Consider the following 13143-nt stretch of genomic DNA (forward strand, 5'->3'; position numbering starts at 1 on the left):
TCCCGGGAGCCAGGGCAGTGCGCTTTGGCTCGGCTGTCCGGCCCCGTCGCGAAGCCTCGGCTCCGTTCGACTAGCGCCTCGGCCGGTCGGCCACCCCATCGGCGGGGTTCGACGGAGTTTCGCCCGCGCCGTCCGCCCCCGCCTCGTCTCCGCCCGTGCCGCCGACCTCATCGGCGGACACGTTCGACGGCGACGACGCGGAGCCGGACCCCGAACCCGAGCTGCCCGCCGAGCCGGTCGTCGAGGTCACCCCGAAGCGCTCCATGATCCAGTCCTTGGCGGTTTCGAAGCCCTCGAACATCGGGATGGCGTGGCCGAGGACGCTGCCCGGAAGCGCCGGCGGCAGCGGAATGGAGCGGAACTCGACGTCCGCGCCGAGGTCCGACCAATGCCGGGCGAGCTCCTCGGCCTGGTCGTGGGGAATGACGTCGTCGGTGACGTTGTTGGCCACGAACACCGGCGCGTTCGGCGCCATCGTGCCGATGTACTGGTCGTCGACCATCGCGCGCAGGCGCGGGTTCGTCTCGATGACCTGCGTGAGGCTCGATCCGTCGGTGGTCAGCAGGGACGTGGCGTTCGGGACGGTCGGGCCGATGGGGCCCAACGAGATGGCGCTGTCGGCCAGGCACTGCCGCGCCGTGGTCGTCAGCACCGCGTCGCCGATCGGGTTCATCAGCTCATCGACTTCCCCGCGGTGCTCCGGGTACCGCTCGAGCAGGCCGTTGATGGTGTAACCCAGCACGCCGACGATGAGGGTGTTCTCCACGGCGCCGGCGACCTTCGCCAGATTCGCCGGCGGCGCACCGGCGAACGTGCCGCGGACGTCGACGTCGGGTGCGTACGTGCCGGCCAACTCGGCGGCGGAGGCCGCGGCACCTCCGCCCTGGGAGTAGCCCCAGAACGCCACGGGCGCCTTCGCCTCGCCGGTGAGCTCCGGGATGGCGCGGGCGGCGTCGAGAAGCGCATGCCCCTGATCCAGGCGATTCATGTACGTGTGCATGCCCGGGGTGCCCAAACCGATGTAGTCGGACATGACCACGCGGACGCCGTCGGCCAACAGGGTGTTGGCGAACAACAGCTCGTAGTTCAGGCCGATCGACGGTTGCGCCGGATCCAGGCCGAGCATGGTGGGGGCGAGGCGCGACGGGGCGCACTGGTCGCCCTGGCCGATGGTGCCCGAACCCATGACCACCGTCGGGCGGGGCCCTTCGCCCTTCCACTCGGCGATGGGTTCGAACTCCATGCCGGTCACGGCCACGGGATCGCCGTGCTGCGTGGTCGACGTGTACATGAACCGCTTCGCCTTGCCGGGCCACGGGGCGCCGGTGTTGGGAAGCGTGATGGCCAGCTGCATGGGCTCGGATCGGATCACCGACCCCGGCGTCGACGGGATCTGCTCCGGCGGCATGTAAAACGCGTTCGCGCCGGAGAAATCGGCGGCGCTCTCCGAAAGCGACAGGCTCTGGGGGACGGCCATCGGCTGAGCATGGGCCGCGGGCGCCGCCGTGAGCGAAGCGCCGGCGATGGCGGCGGCCAGTGCCGCCGCAACGGCGGCGCGGCGGGTGCGGTGGGAGGAAGAAGACACGATTGCTCCTGGTCGAGAAGGGCGGATGTGCGGGCTGCGCGTGGTCGGGGACGTCGGGACCGCATGGCGCCGTGAGACGCTTCCGGACGCTCGAACGTCGTTGACCCGGCTAAAATATTTCATATTTGCAATAGTCTCTACCCCGATATGGTCCATTCGCTGAATTTTCGGCGAAATTACACACAAGTGAGGGGTGTCACATTAAGGTTCACCTGAGAATTTGCGGCCGAACGAACTTCAAGGGGACACCACGCATGAACGACGCCATCCGCCGAATCCCGACCATGCCGCGCCGGGCATTTCTCGGAGCCTCCGCCGCCGCGACCGCGATGGGCGCGGCGCTGGCCGCGAACCTGGGCGGGCCCGCGACCGCCAATGCCCGTCCGGCCGCCGACGGGGGATCGGGTGCGACGTCGAGCGTGCCCATGACCGTCGGCCGCGGCATGGCGGACATGACCGGCGAGCCGCTCGGCGCCGGCATGAACGGCTACGCGGTGCCCTCCCAGCAGGCGGCGGGCCTGCGGCAGCGGCAGTTCGCGCGCGCCTTCGTCTTCGACGACGGAAAGGGCGGCCGCGTCGCGCACGTCACCGCCGACATGGGACTGATGTTCCAGTCGATCCAGCTGGAGGTGCTGCGCAGGCTGCGGGCCCGCTTCGGCGACGTCTACCACGAGGGCAACGTGCTCATCGGCGCCTCGCACACCCACGTCGCACCGGGCGGCACCTCCGGCCACCTCATGGTCGACCTGACCACTGTCGGCTTCCGGCCCATCACGTTCGAGGCGACCGTCGCCGGCATCGTCCTGGCCATCGAGCGCGCCGACGCCGACATGGCGCCCTCCCGCATCGCCCTGACCCGCGGGACCGTCGCCGACGCCGGCGTCAACCGCTCCAAGGCCGCGTTCGACCGGAACCCCGACTCCGACAAGTCGGTGTTCCCCGACGGGGTGGACCGCGAGTCCGTGACCCTGCACGTGCTTCGCGACGGCGGGGCGGTCGGCCTGATCAACTGGTACGGCATCCACCCGACGACGTTCGGGCCCGAGCACAAGATCGTCTCGGGCGACAACAAGGGCTACGCCGCCTGGCTCGCCGAGCACAAGGCCGGCGTCGACCATTCCAACCCGGCCGACGCGCCGTACGTCGCGGCTTTCGCCATGTCGACGCCCGGCGACGTCAGCCCCAACCACGGCCTGGAGCCCAACACCGGCCCGGCCGCAGGCAACGAATACGAATCGGCGCGGATCCTCGGCCGGCGGCAGCTGGACGGCGTCGCGGGCCGCGCGATCGCGTTGGCCGGCGGCGGCATCGACTCCCGCCACCGGTGGGTGGACATGCGCGACGTCAAGATCGAGGGGCGGTTCACCCCGGACGGCCAGCCGGGGACGACGGGCCCGGCGATCCTGGGCGCCGCCTTCGCGGCATCCTCGCAGGAGGACGGCGGTGGCGAACCCGCGCTCGGCTTCAACGAGGGCTCCCGCGGCGGCACGCCCTGGGTGCAGCAGGTCAATAAGGTCGCCGTGCCCGCGTCCGCATCGGCGATCCACGGCGCCAAGGAGAACCTGCTGCCCGTCGGCTACATCCCCGGCATGGTGCAGCAGACCCACCTGTTCCACCTGCACCGCATCGGCGGCATCGTCATCGCATCGCTGGCGTTCGAGCCGACCGTCGTCGCCGGGCTGCGCATGCGCCGCGCCATCGCCGAAGCGCTCGACGTTCCCATGGAGGTCGTCATCGTCCAGGGTTACGTGTCCGGCTACGGCCACTACATGACCACCCCGGAAGAGTACGACCAGCAGGACTACGAGGGCGGGGCCACGATCTTCGGGCGCCTGACGCTGCCCGCCGCCACCCAGATCCTCGATGGCCTGGCCACGGCGATGGCCTCCGGGGTGCCCGTCGACGCGGGCGCCGCCGAAGGTGACCTGACCGGGAAGATCCCGCCGTCGCCCGTGGGCAGCCCGCTGGTCGACGTCGCCCCCGCCGGCAAGCGGTTCGGCGAGGTCCTGACCGCCCCCGACGGCCCGGTCGCCGCGGGAACGGCGGTGGCCGTCGCGTTCGCCGGCGCCAACCCGAATTCGGATCTTCGGCATGAATCGGGGTTCCTGTCCGTCGAAAAGCAGGACGGGACCCGGATCGCCGACGATTCGCACGAGGCGACCGTGATCGAATTCGCCGTCGATGGAGCGTCGACCACCACGACCATCACCTGGGACACAGCCGGGGCCGAGCCGGGCGACTACGTCATCCGGTACCGGGGGTCGGCCCGGGGCATCGGCGGCGACCTGAGCCCCTTCGAGGGCGAAGCCCCGGTCACCGTGGAATGACCGGCGGACGACTCGCCGGAAGGTCCGCCCTGCGGGCGATACCCCGAAGATTTACACTGGGATACCTGTTTGACCTACGAATGGAGTCCACATGACCGATGACAAGGGCCGCCCCGACGGCGGCAACGCAAACGGCGGCGAAGGCGCCGCCGACGGCAATGGGCGGGATCCGTACGGTCAAAGCCACGGATACGGCCAGAACGGGAATCAGGGGCAGGATCCCTACGGATCCCAGGGGCACGGCCAGACCGGTTACGGGCAGCAGGGCTACGGCCAGGATGCGTATGGCCAGCAGGGATACGACCAGAACGCATACGGTCAGCAGGGCCAGCAGGGGTACGGCCAGCAAGGATACGACCAGAACGCATACGGTCAGCAGGGCCAGCAGGGCTACGCCCAGCAGGGATATGGCCAGGATGCCTACGGCCAGCAGGGCTACGGCCACGCCGGGTACCAGGGCCACGACCAGTCCGGCTACCAGGCCTACGGCGCTTACCAGGGCGAGGGGCAGTGGGGCCAGCAGTCCTTCGGCGATCCCGGCCCCGGTGTGGCGCAGCCCGGCGGTGAATTGCCGCCGACGTCGCCGGTGATGTCCGGCCCGTCCCAATTCAACGTCACCCAGCCGATCTCGACCGCCTTCAGGCGCGTCAACGCGAACATCGGCCCGTGGCTCGGGTTCTCGGCGGCTGCGGGCGCCGTGTTCCTCGCCGCCTACACGGTGTTCGCTTTTTTCTTCATCGGAACCGCCATGACGACCGTCAACATCATCGATGGCGCCTCGTCCGATCCCTCTTCCATAGTCTCCCGTTGGGGCACCGGTGTCGGCGTGCTGATGGTCGGATTTCTCGTGGGTTACGCGTTGCTCGGGGCCCTCGGTTTCGTGATCTCGATGTTCGCGAACCGAGGCGCATTCGAGGAAATCGACGGACGCATGCCCGGCTTCGCCACCTTCTTCCGGGTCAACCGATGGGGTTCGCTGGTGGGCGCGGCGGCCCTCACCGTCGTCATCGCGTTGGTCGCGCAGCTTCCCGGTTACTTGCTGAGTTTCCTCGTCGGCTCCACGGCCGACGGCACCGGCGGCGGCTCGGCCCTGTTCACCTTCTTCGCGTACCTTCTCAGCCTCGTCTTCGGTCTGGCGATCCTCCCGATCGTGAGCCTGGTTCCGTTGCTGGTGATGGACGGACGGTCGAAGGTGCTCGAGGCGCCCGGCGTGGCCTGGAACCTGGTCAAGGACCGGTACTGGCCCGTGCTCGGTTCGTTGATCCTCGCCGCCCTGGTCGGATTCGTCGGCATCTTCGCCTGCTTCATCGGCCTCATATACACCATCCCGATCCAGACCGTCGCCTACGTGGAGATCTACCGCCAGCTGATCGGCGGGCGCCGCCCGGTGCCCATCGTGTCGTAGTCTCCCCGACGTTCCGCGCCCCTCCACGGGGCCGTGGGCGTCGCAAAGCGAAAAGCCGCCGCACCCTCCCGGAAAACCGGGGGAGTGCGGCGGCCTTTTGCGGTGCCGCGAAACGACGGTGCGTTTAGCGCGCGCCCTCGATCTGGACGGCCTGCGCGACGGCCTGCACGACCGACGCGACCTTCACGGCCTCCCACACCTGCTCCTTGGTCAGACCCTCCTCGCGGACGGTCTTGTCGTGCGCCACGGCGCAGAACTCGCAGCCGTTGATGGTGGACACGGCCAGGGCCCACAGTTCGAAGTCGGCCTTCTCGACGCCCGGCTTGGAGATGATGTTCATCCGCAGACCCATCTTGACGTTCGCGAAGTCGTCGCCCAGCCAGTGCTTGGCGCGGTAGGCCACGTTGTTCATGGCCATCACCGTGGCGGCGCCGGCGGCGGCGTCGAACGCCTCGTCCGACAGGTGCTCGCGGGCCTCCTCGGCAATCTCGGAGAACACGGTGTCGTTGCGGGTGGCGGCGGCGCACGCCAGGAGGGTGCCCCACAGCTGCTGCTCGTTGAGCTCCGTCGAGCGGGTCAGCGAGCCCAGGTTCAGCTTCTGATCCTTGGCGTATTCCGGCAGACCGGAGCGCAGATTATCGATGCTCATGTATTACTTCAGCTCCTGCTTGAGGACGTCCATCTTGTCGATGTTCTTGGTCGGGTCGTTCTTCTGCCAGTTGCAGGCGCAGACCTCCTCCGACTGCAGGGCGTCCAGAACGCGGAGGACCTCGTCGACGTTGCGGCCGACGGCGTCCGGGGTGACGGACACGAACTGGATGACGCCATCCGGGTCGATGATGAAGGTGGCGCGGTCGGCGACGCCATCGGCGTTCTCGACGCCCAGGGCGCGCATCAGGTCGTGGCGCACGTCGGCGAACATCGGGAACGGCACGTCGAGGAGCTCCTCGTGGGTGGCGCGCCAGTTGAAGTGGGAGAACTCGTTGTCGCCGGAACCGCCGAGGACGATGGTGTCGCGGTCCTCGAACTCCTCGTTCAGCTTGCCGAACGCGGCGATCTCGGTCGGGCAGACGAAGGTGAAGTCCTTCGGGTAGAAGAAGACGATCTTCCACTTGCCCTCGTACGAGTTGTTGGTGACCTGCTCGAAGTAGTCGTCGGGCGAGGCGGCGTTGGCCTCGCGGAGGTTGCCGCCCTTCAGGGCGGTGAGATCGAACTCGGGGAACTGGTCGCCAACGGTGAGCAGAGCCATGTGAATCCTCCTAGGGGATCGGCTTCGGTGTCGAATGTGATTCGTACGTTGCAGACGGCGTGCAAGGCGATCGGTCCCAAATGCGTACCCGATGGGGGTAGATGACGTGTCCCCCTGGGACGGGTGCCACCTGGCCAAACAATCGCTCCAACCGGTGCGAAAGCCATTATGCCTATGAAACCCCGGTACGTCAAGAGGAAATCCGAAACAGTGTCGTGTACGCTTATAGGCATGCGTAATCGCGAATACCGCCCCACCCTGCCGCAGCTCCGCGCATTCGTCGCGATCGCCGACACCGGCCATTTCGGCCAGGCCGCCCAGCGGCTCGGCATCTCCCAGCCCTCCCTTTCACAGGCCCTGTCCACCCTCGAAGGGGGCCTCGGCGTCCAGCTCGTCGAGCGCTCGACCCGGCGGGTGCTGGTGACCCCGCTCGGCCGGGGCATCCTGCCGTACGCCCGCCAGGTGTCGGAGATCGTCGACGACATCGTCGCCCGCGCCTCCGGCCGCACCGATGAGCTGGCCGGCCCGCTGGCCATCGGCTTCATTCCCACGATCGCGCCGTACATCCTCCCGAATTTCCTGGTGAACGTCCGCGAGGAACTGCCGGAGCTCGAGCCCCGAATAGTCGAGGAGCCGACCGCGCACCTCATCGAGGCCCTGCGCTCCGGCGCCATCGACGCCGCCGTGCTGGCGCTGCCGTCGGGCGTGTCGTCCTTCGCCGAAACCCCGCTGTACGAGGAAGAGTTCCATCTGGTCCTGCCCGAGGGGCATAAGCTCGCCGGGCGCGACGACGTTCCCCTGGACGTCCTCGGCGACTTGGACCTGCTTCTGCTTGACGACGGCCACTGCCTCCGCGATCAGGTCCTGGACCTGTGCCGCCGCGTGGACGCGCAGCGGGACGACACCCTCGGCCTGGAGACGCGCGCGGCGTCCCTGTCGACCGTCGTGCAGTGCGTCGCCGGAGGCCTCGGCGAGACTCTGGTCCCGGCCTCCGCCCTGAAGGTCGAGGCGCAGCGGCCCGGCCTGGCCACCGCCCGCTTCGAGGGGCCGTCGCGCCCCGGCCGCACCATCGGCCTGGTCCACCGCGCCTCCTCCGTGCGCGGCGACGAGTTCTCCCGCATCGGCGATCTGGTCAAGCAGTCCTACGAGAAGGCCATCGCGGACCTCTGATCCGCGGGCCCACGGGGGAGCGGGCGCGCGCCCGGGGGAGAGCGGCGCCCGCGGGGAGGGGGGACCGTACCCCGCCAGCAGGAGAAGGCGCGGTCCGTCAGCCGGCCTTGACCTCCAGCGACCGCAGGCGGACCTCGCCGGCCGCATCCGACTCGGCCAGATCGACGTCGGCGACCAGCCGCCATCCGCGGTCGCCCTCGGGGTCGAGGATCGTCTGCTCGACGCGCCAGAAGCCCCCGTCCGGAGCCTCGCCCACCGCGTGTGAGTCGTCGACGCGAAACAGTTCGGGGCCGCGCGCGGCCGGGCCGAGATCGACGTCGTCGTACTCGTCGAAGTAGTCGTCCATCAGGGCCGGCCAATCCGGGGCGTCGTCGAGATGCGAATCGAGCTCGGCGAGCTCGCGCTCCTTCTCCATGGCGAACAGCTGGACGTGGCGGAACATGAGGTTGCGGACCATGCGCGTGAAAGCCCGCGTGTTCCCGGTGAGCGGACGGGACTCGTCGCCGCCGAACGCCGCCTCGCGCAGCGTCTCCTCGTCCACCGGCTTGTCCGGGTCCGCCATGCGCGCCCATTCGTCGACCAGCGAGGAATCCACCTGCTGGATCAACTCGCCCAGCCACTCGACGATGTCGGCGAGCTCGTCGTTCGACGCCTCTCGCGGCAACGTGTGCCGGAGCGTGCGCCACGCGTCGGTGAGGTAGCGCAGCAACACGCCCTCGGCGCGGGCGATGCCGTACTCGGAGACGACGTCGGAGAACGTCATGGCCTTCTCCACCATCTCGCGGACCACCGATTTCGGCGACAGCTCGAACTCGCGCACCCACGGATGGCCCTGCGCGTACGTCCGGTACGCCTGCTCCAGCTCCTCCTCGAGGGGCTTCGGCCAGGTGATGTCCTCCACGATGTTCATGCGCTCGGTGTAGTCGACGCCCTCTGCCTTCAGCGCCGCGATTTCCGCGCCGCGCGCCGCCTTCTGCTGGGCGGCGAGCAGCGGGCGCGGGTCATCGAGGATGGACTCGAACACCGAGATGACGTCGAGCGCGTAATCCTCGGCCTCCGGATCCAACAGCTCCAGCGCGGCCAGGGCGAACGGCGCCAGGGGCTGGTTGAGCGCGAAGTCCCGCTGCAGCTCGACCGTGAGCCGGGGCCGGACGTCGTCCTCGCCGCCGGGGCCGGGGAGCTCTTCCACGATGCCGGCGGCGACCAGGCCTCGGTAGAGTTCGATGGAGGTCAGGATCGCCTGGTTCTGCTGGTGGCGCGTGTCATGGTTGCCGCGCAGCAGATCGCGCATGTTGGCGTAGGTGTCGCCGCCGCGGGCGATGACGTTGAGCAGCATGCCGTTGCTCACGCGGAAACGGCTGGTCAGCGCCTCCGGCGGCTGGTCGACGAGCTTGTCGTACGCGTTCTGCGACCACGTCACCTCGCCCTTCGGCGCGGCCTTGAGGCGCAGCTTCTTCAGCTTCGCCTCGTCCTTCCCGGCCCGGCGGCGCAGCTTGGAATTCTCGATTTCGTGGTCGGGGGCCTGCACGACGACGGTCCCCTCGGTGTCGTATCCGGCGCGGCCCGCGCGGCCGGCGATCTGGTGGAACTCGCGGGACTTGAGGATGCGCTGGCGCGTTCCGTCGTACTTCACCAGCCCGGTCATCAGCACCGTGCGGATGGGCACGTTGATGCCCACGCCGAGGGTGTCGGTGCCGCAGATGACCTTCAACAGGCCCGTCTGCGACAAACGCTCCACCAGCCGCCGGTATTTGGGCAGCATCCCCGCGTGGTGGACGCCGATGCCCTGGCGGACGAGCTTGGACAGCACGCGGCCGAAGGACGTCGTGAAGCGGAAATCCCCGATCTCGGCGCGGATGCGCTCCTTTTCTTCGGCGTCGAGCAGCTTCAGGCCGGTCAGCGCCTGCGCCCGCTCGGCGGCCTCGCGCTGCGAGAAATGGACCACGTAGATGGGCGCCTTGCCGTCGTCGAGCAGCTCCGCGAGCGTGTCGTGGACGGGCGTGTGCACGTAGTGGAAGTCCAGCGGCACCGGGCGCGTCGTGCCGGCGACGAGCTCGACGTCGCGGCCCGTGCGCTCCTTCAGGTCCCGCCGGAACATGGACACGTCGCCGAGCGTGGCGGACATGAGCAGGAACTGCGCGCGATTGAGCAGCAGCAGCGGCACCTGCCACGCCCAGCCGCGGTCGGGCTCGGCGTAGAAGTGGAACTCGTCCATGACCACCTGGTCGATGCGGGCGTCCGGGCCCTCGCGCAGCGCGATGTTGGCCACGATCTCCGCGGTGGCGCAGATGATGGGCGCGCCGCCGTTGACGGTGGCGTCGCCCGTCATCATGCCCACGTTCTCCGCGCCGAATACATCGCACAGGGCGAAGAACTTTTCGCTGACCAGCGCCTTGATCGGGGCGGTGTAGAAGCTGCGCTGCCCCCGCGCCAGCGCGGCGAAATGCGCGGCGATGGCCACCATCGACTTACCGGAGCCCGTCGGCGTGGCCAGGATGACGTGATCGCCGCCGGCCAGCGCCAGCGTCGCCTCCTCCTGCGCCGGGTACAGCGTGATGCCGGTGTCCCTGGTCCAGGCGACGAAGGAGTCGACGATCGCGTCGTCGATCAGCGATTCGGGGACGTCGGCGAGGTCGGGGAGCATGGCGGAGAGAGACACGCCGTCCAGACTATCCAATCGCCCGAAATCGGAGGCTGCACATGATTGGATGATTCGGTGCGTGAAACGAAAATGCTGAAGCGCGCGGCCGCGGTGATCGTGGCCGGGCTCATGATCAATGCCGCGGGAGCCGCCGTCCCCGCCACCGCGTCGCCGTTGGACCGCTTCGGGACGGGTTCCGCGGAAAGTGCCTCCGAGCGGGGAGAAAGCGCCTCCGAGGCGCTGACTGACGAGGGCGGCGTCCCCGTCGAAGAACTCCCCGTCGTCGATGCGGCGCCCGGAACCGTGCTGGCCTCCGAGCCCGCGCCGGAGACGTCGGACGGAGGTTCCGGCGGCGGGTCGTCGCGCGGATCCTCGGGCAGCGGTTCATCGGGGCGGGAGCCCGTGGACTTCACGTCGCGGATCATGCGCTTCGCCACCGCCGACGGCGCCGGCCGGGGCCGCGAAGTCGGCGGGGTGGTCGTCGTCCCGGACGTCCCGTGGCAGCACGAAGGCCCGCGGCCGACGGTCGTCGTCGCACCGGGCACGGTCGGCCAGGCCGACAAGTGCGCGCCGTCGGCCACGTTCGGCGAACCCGGCGGCGGGCAGATCGGACAGGTCGAACCGCTGCTGGAGCAGGGTTTCCGCGTCGTGGTCAGCGATTACATCGGGCTGGGGGCGCCGGGCGTGCACACGTACGCCAACCGACTCGACCAGGGGCAGACGCTTCTCGACGCCGCCCGGGCGGGTTTGGCCATCGACGGGCTTCCGGCGGACTCGCCCATCGCCTTCTGGGGATACTCGCAGGGCGGGGGAGCGACGGCATCGGCGGCGGAACTGGCGTCGACCTACGCGCCGGAGCTCAACGTGGTGGTCACCTTCGCCGGCGCGCCGCCCGCGGATCTGTCGCAGGTGCTGACCCGCATCGACGGCAGCTCGATCATGGGCGCCATCGGGTACGCCGTCAACGGGTTCCTGGAGTCGAACCCGGACTTGCGCCCGCTCATGGACGAGATCGCCTCGCCGTACGGCAAGCGGGTCATTTCGGAGCTGTCCGGCGATTGCATCGGCGACTCCATGGAACGCGTCGGCCTGCACCGCACGAACTCGTGGACCGTCGACGGTCGTTCCCTGTCGGACCACTTCGCGGAGCACCCCGAGATCATGCGGGTCCTGGACCACCACCGCATCGGACGGCTCAAGCCGAATGCCCCGGTGCTGGTGTTGAACGGCCGCCACGATGACGTCATCCCCTTCGGCCAGGCGGAGCAGCTGGCCCGCGACTGGTGCGCGCAGGGCGCCGACGTCACGTTCGTGGCCGCCGAAATCCCGCGCTTCGCGCCCGGGCTGGGCATCGGTCACGCGGCGCCGATGATGTCGGGGTCGGAACTGGCCACGCACTACCTGGCGGCGGCATTCGGCGTCGCCCTCAAGGAAGCCTGGACCAGCACCCCGGGAGGCATCGAACTGCCGGCGACCTGCCAGTTCTGACGCCGAGGCCCCCGGAGCCCTTCGACTCCGGGGGCCAACTGTTCGGGCGGGCGCCGCTAGAAGCGGAACCAGGGGCGGCGGGGGCGGCGGCCGCCGCGCCCATCGCCGCCGTCGTCTTCGCCGGGCTCATCATGGCCGGCATCGTCGTCGTCGCCGGACTCACGGTTGCCGTCTCCGGTCTCGCGATCGTCGGCGTCAGGGCCGGCGGCCTCGGCGTCGTCGCCCGCATCACCGCGGGCGTTGCCCGGTTCCTCGTCGGGCTCGGAGCCCGCGGCCCCGTCGTCGTCTCCGGGGTCCCGCGCCGGCTCGTCGTCACGCGAAGACGCGTCGATCTGCGTGGCCAGGAAACGCTCGAACTCCGCGCCCAACTCGTCCGCCGACGGCATCGTGCCGTCCGCCCGGACCAGCGGGTTCGACTCGAGGGTGGAACGGCGGCGCTCCTCTTCATCGTGCTGATGCTCGAGCATGCGGACGATGCCGGCGACCTCCTCCGAGTCCGTCGCCTGCTCGGAGAGGATCTCGGCGACCTTCTCCGCCTCGCGCTCCAGGGCGCCGAGCGGGAAGTCGAGGTCGCCCGCATCGGCGACGGCCTCCAGCAGCCGCAGCGCCGCGAGCGGGTAGTCCGACGCCGCCACGTAATGCGGCACCTGGGCGGTGAAGCCGCAGGTCTTGCGGCCGCGGCGGTTGAGCTCCAGCTCGATGCGCAGGCTCGCGGCGCCGGGCACCGTCACCCGCTGTCCCCACGTGCGGTGGCCCGACAGCAGATCGCGATCGTTGCCGTGGGCGATGATGCCCAGCGGTCGGGTATGCGGAACCGTCATCGGCGCGGAGTACAGCGACACGGTGCGCTGGACGCCGAAACGCTCGGCGAGATCGGCGACCGCCTCGGAGAACGCATCCCAGCGCAGGTCCGGTTCCGGCCCCGACAGCAGCAGGAACGGCTTTCCGGAGTTGTCCCGGACGACCTGCAGCGACAGATCCAACTGGGCGCTTTCCGCGACCGCGTCGCCGACCATCGTGACGGCGGGGCGGCGCGACCGGTAGTCGACCAGCTCGTCGTTGTTGAAATTGACCAGCGGCCGGTGATCCAGCGCATCGATGAGATGGCCGGCCGAACCGGCCACCGCCAGGCCCGCGTCAGCGTAACCCTGCAGCGCGACGACCATGGTCAGACCGCCGTTCTTGGGCCCCACATCCGGGGCGGGGAACTGCATCTCGTACATCTCGTGGTCCTCGTCCATGGTTTGCGCCTCCTCACTCACCGTATCGGGTGAAACT

At 69.4% G+C, this 13143-nt stretch carries 9 protein-coding genes; 4 read left to right on the forward strand and 5 right to left on the reverse strand.

Translation table 11 applies throughout. The features are described 5' to 3' along the window. Positions 1–70: 70 nt before the first annotated feature. On the reverse strand, positions 71–1477 hold the full coding sequence (locus CHAN_RS06095) for a lipase family protein (RefSeq protein WP_435384057.1): 1407 nt from the start codon (positions 1475–1477) through the stop codon (positions 71–73). 362 nt (positions 1478–1839) lie between these two features. Here CHAN_RS06095 and CHAN_RS06100 point away from each other — a divergent pair, with 362 nt between their 5' ends. Then, positions 1840–3912, forward strand: coding sequence for a neutral/alkaline non-lysosomal ceramidase N-terminal domain-containing protein (locus CHAN_RS06100; protein ID WP_290292903.1), 2073 nt, complete (start codon positions 1840–1842; stop codon positions 3910–3912). A 91-nt stretch (positions 3913–4003) separates the two neighbouring features. Then, complete coding sequence (locus CHAN_RS06105) at positions 4004–5317, forward strand: ABC transporter permease family protein (protein WP_290292905.1); 1314 nt, start codon at positions 4004–4006, stop codon at positions 5315–5317. A gap of 124 nt (positions 5318–5441) precedes the next feature. Here CHAN_RS06105 and ahpD read toward each other — a convergent pair whose 3' ends face one another. Further along, complete coding sequence (gene ahpD / locus CHAN_RS06110) at positions 5442–5966, reverse strand: alkylhydroperoxidase, AhpD family (protein WP_048743857.1); 525 nt, start codon at positions 5964–5966, stop codon at positions 5442–5444. Positions 5967–5969: 3 nt separating this feature from the next. Further along, positions 5970–6566 carry a peroxiredoxin gene (locus CHAN_RS06115; RefSeq protein WP_048743856.1) on the reverse strand — a complete coding sequence of 199 codons (597 nt, stop codon included), beginning with the start codon at positions 6564–6566 and terminating at the stop codon, positions 5970–5972. 231 nt (positions 6567–6797) lie between these two features. On the opposite strand from CHAN_RS06115, the gene CHAN_RS06120 reads away from it, so the two are divergent. After that, positions 6798–7736, forward strand: a complete 939-nt coding sequence (locus CHAN_RS06120) for a hydrogen peroxide-inducible genes activator (protein WP_048743855.1) — start codon at positions 6798–6800, stop codon at positions 7734–7736. Between the two features lie 97 nt (positions 7737–7833). Here CHAN_RS06120 and CHAN_RS06125 read toward each other — a convergent pair whose 3' ends face one another. Beyond that, positions 7834–10380: a DEAD/DEAH box helicase gene (locus CHAN_RS06125; RefSeq protein ID WP_290293378.1), complete on the reverse strand. Its 2547-nt coding sequence runs from the start codon at positions 10378–10380 to the stop codon at positions 7834–7836. Positions 10381–10452: 72 nt separating this feature from the next. On the opposite strand from CHAN_RS06125, the gene CHAN_RS06130 reads away from it, so the two are divergent. Further along, positions 10453–11865 carry a lipase family protein gene (locus tag CHAN_RS06130; RefSeq protein ID WP_290292909.1) on the forward strand — a complete coding sequence of 471 codons (1413 nt, stop codon included), beginning with the start codon at positions 10453–10455 and terminating at the stop codon, positions 11863–11865. A gap of 56 nt (positions 11866–11921) precedes the next feature. Here CHAN_RS06130 and CHAN_RS06135 read toward each other — a convergent pair whose 3' ends face one another. After that, positions 11922–13106: a PAC2 family protein gene (locus tag CHAN_RS06135; RefSeq protein ID WP_290292913.1), complete on the reverse strand. Its 1185-nt coding sequence runs from the start codon at positions 13104–13106 to the stop codon at positions 11922–11924. Between the last annotated feature and the right edge of the window lie 37 nt (positions 13107–13143).

Origin of the sequence: Corynebacterium hansenii (assembly GCF_030408795.1) — a bacterium.
In the GTDB taxonomy this organism is placed as follows: Bacteria; Actinomycetota; Actinomycetes; order Mycobacteriales; family Mycobacteriaceae; genus Corynebacterium; species Corynebacterium hansenii.

What these genes read in the sequence shown, in the direction of transcription:
- CHAN_RS06095 (WP_435384057.1), bottom strand. Translation starts at nt 1,477, where the DNA reads ATGGCCGTCCCCCAGAGCCTGTCGCTTTCGGAGAGCGCCGCCGATTTC.
- CHAN_RS06100 (WP_290292903.1), top strand. Translation starts at nt 1,840, where the DNA reads ATGAACGACGCCATCCGCCGAATCCCGACCATGCCGCGCCGGGCATTT.
- CHAN_RS06105 (WP_290292905.1), top strand. Translation starts at nt 4,004, where the DNA reads ATGACCGATGACAAGGGCCGCCCCGACGGCGGCAACGCAAACGGCGGC.
- ahpD (WP_048743857.1), bottom strand. Translation starts at nt 5,966, where the DNA reads ATGAGCATCGATAATCTGCGCTCCGGTCTGCCGGAATACGCCAAGGAT.
- CHAN_RS06115 (WP_048743856.1), bottom strand. Translation starts at nt 6,566, where the DNA reads ATGGCTCTGCTCACCGTTGGCGACCAGTTCCCCGAGTTCGATCTCACC.
- CHAN_RS06120 (WP_048743855.1), top strand. Translation starts at nt 6,798, where the DNA reads ATGCGTAATCGCGAATACCGCCCCACCCTGCCGCAGCTCCGCGCATTC.
- CHAN_RS06125 (WP_290293378.1), bottom strand. Translation starts at nt 10,380, where the DNA reads ATGCTCCCCGACCTCGCCGACGTCCCCGAATCGCTGATCGACGACGCG.
- CHAN_RS06135 (WP_290292913.1), bottom strand. Translation starts at nt 13,106, where the DNA reads ATGGACGAGGACCACGAGATGTACGAGATGCAGTTCCCCGCCCCGGAT.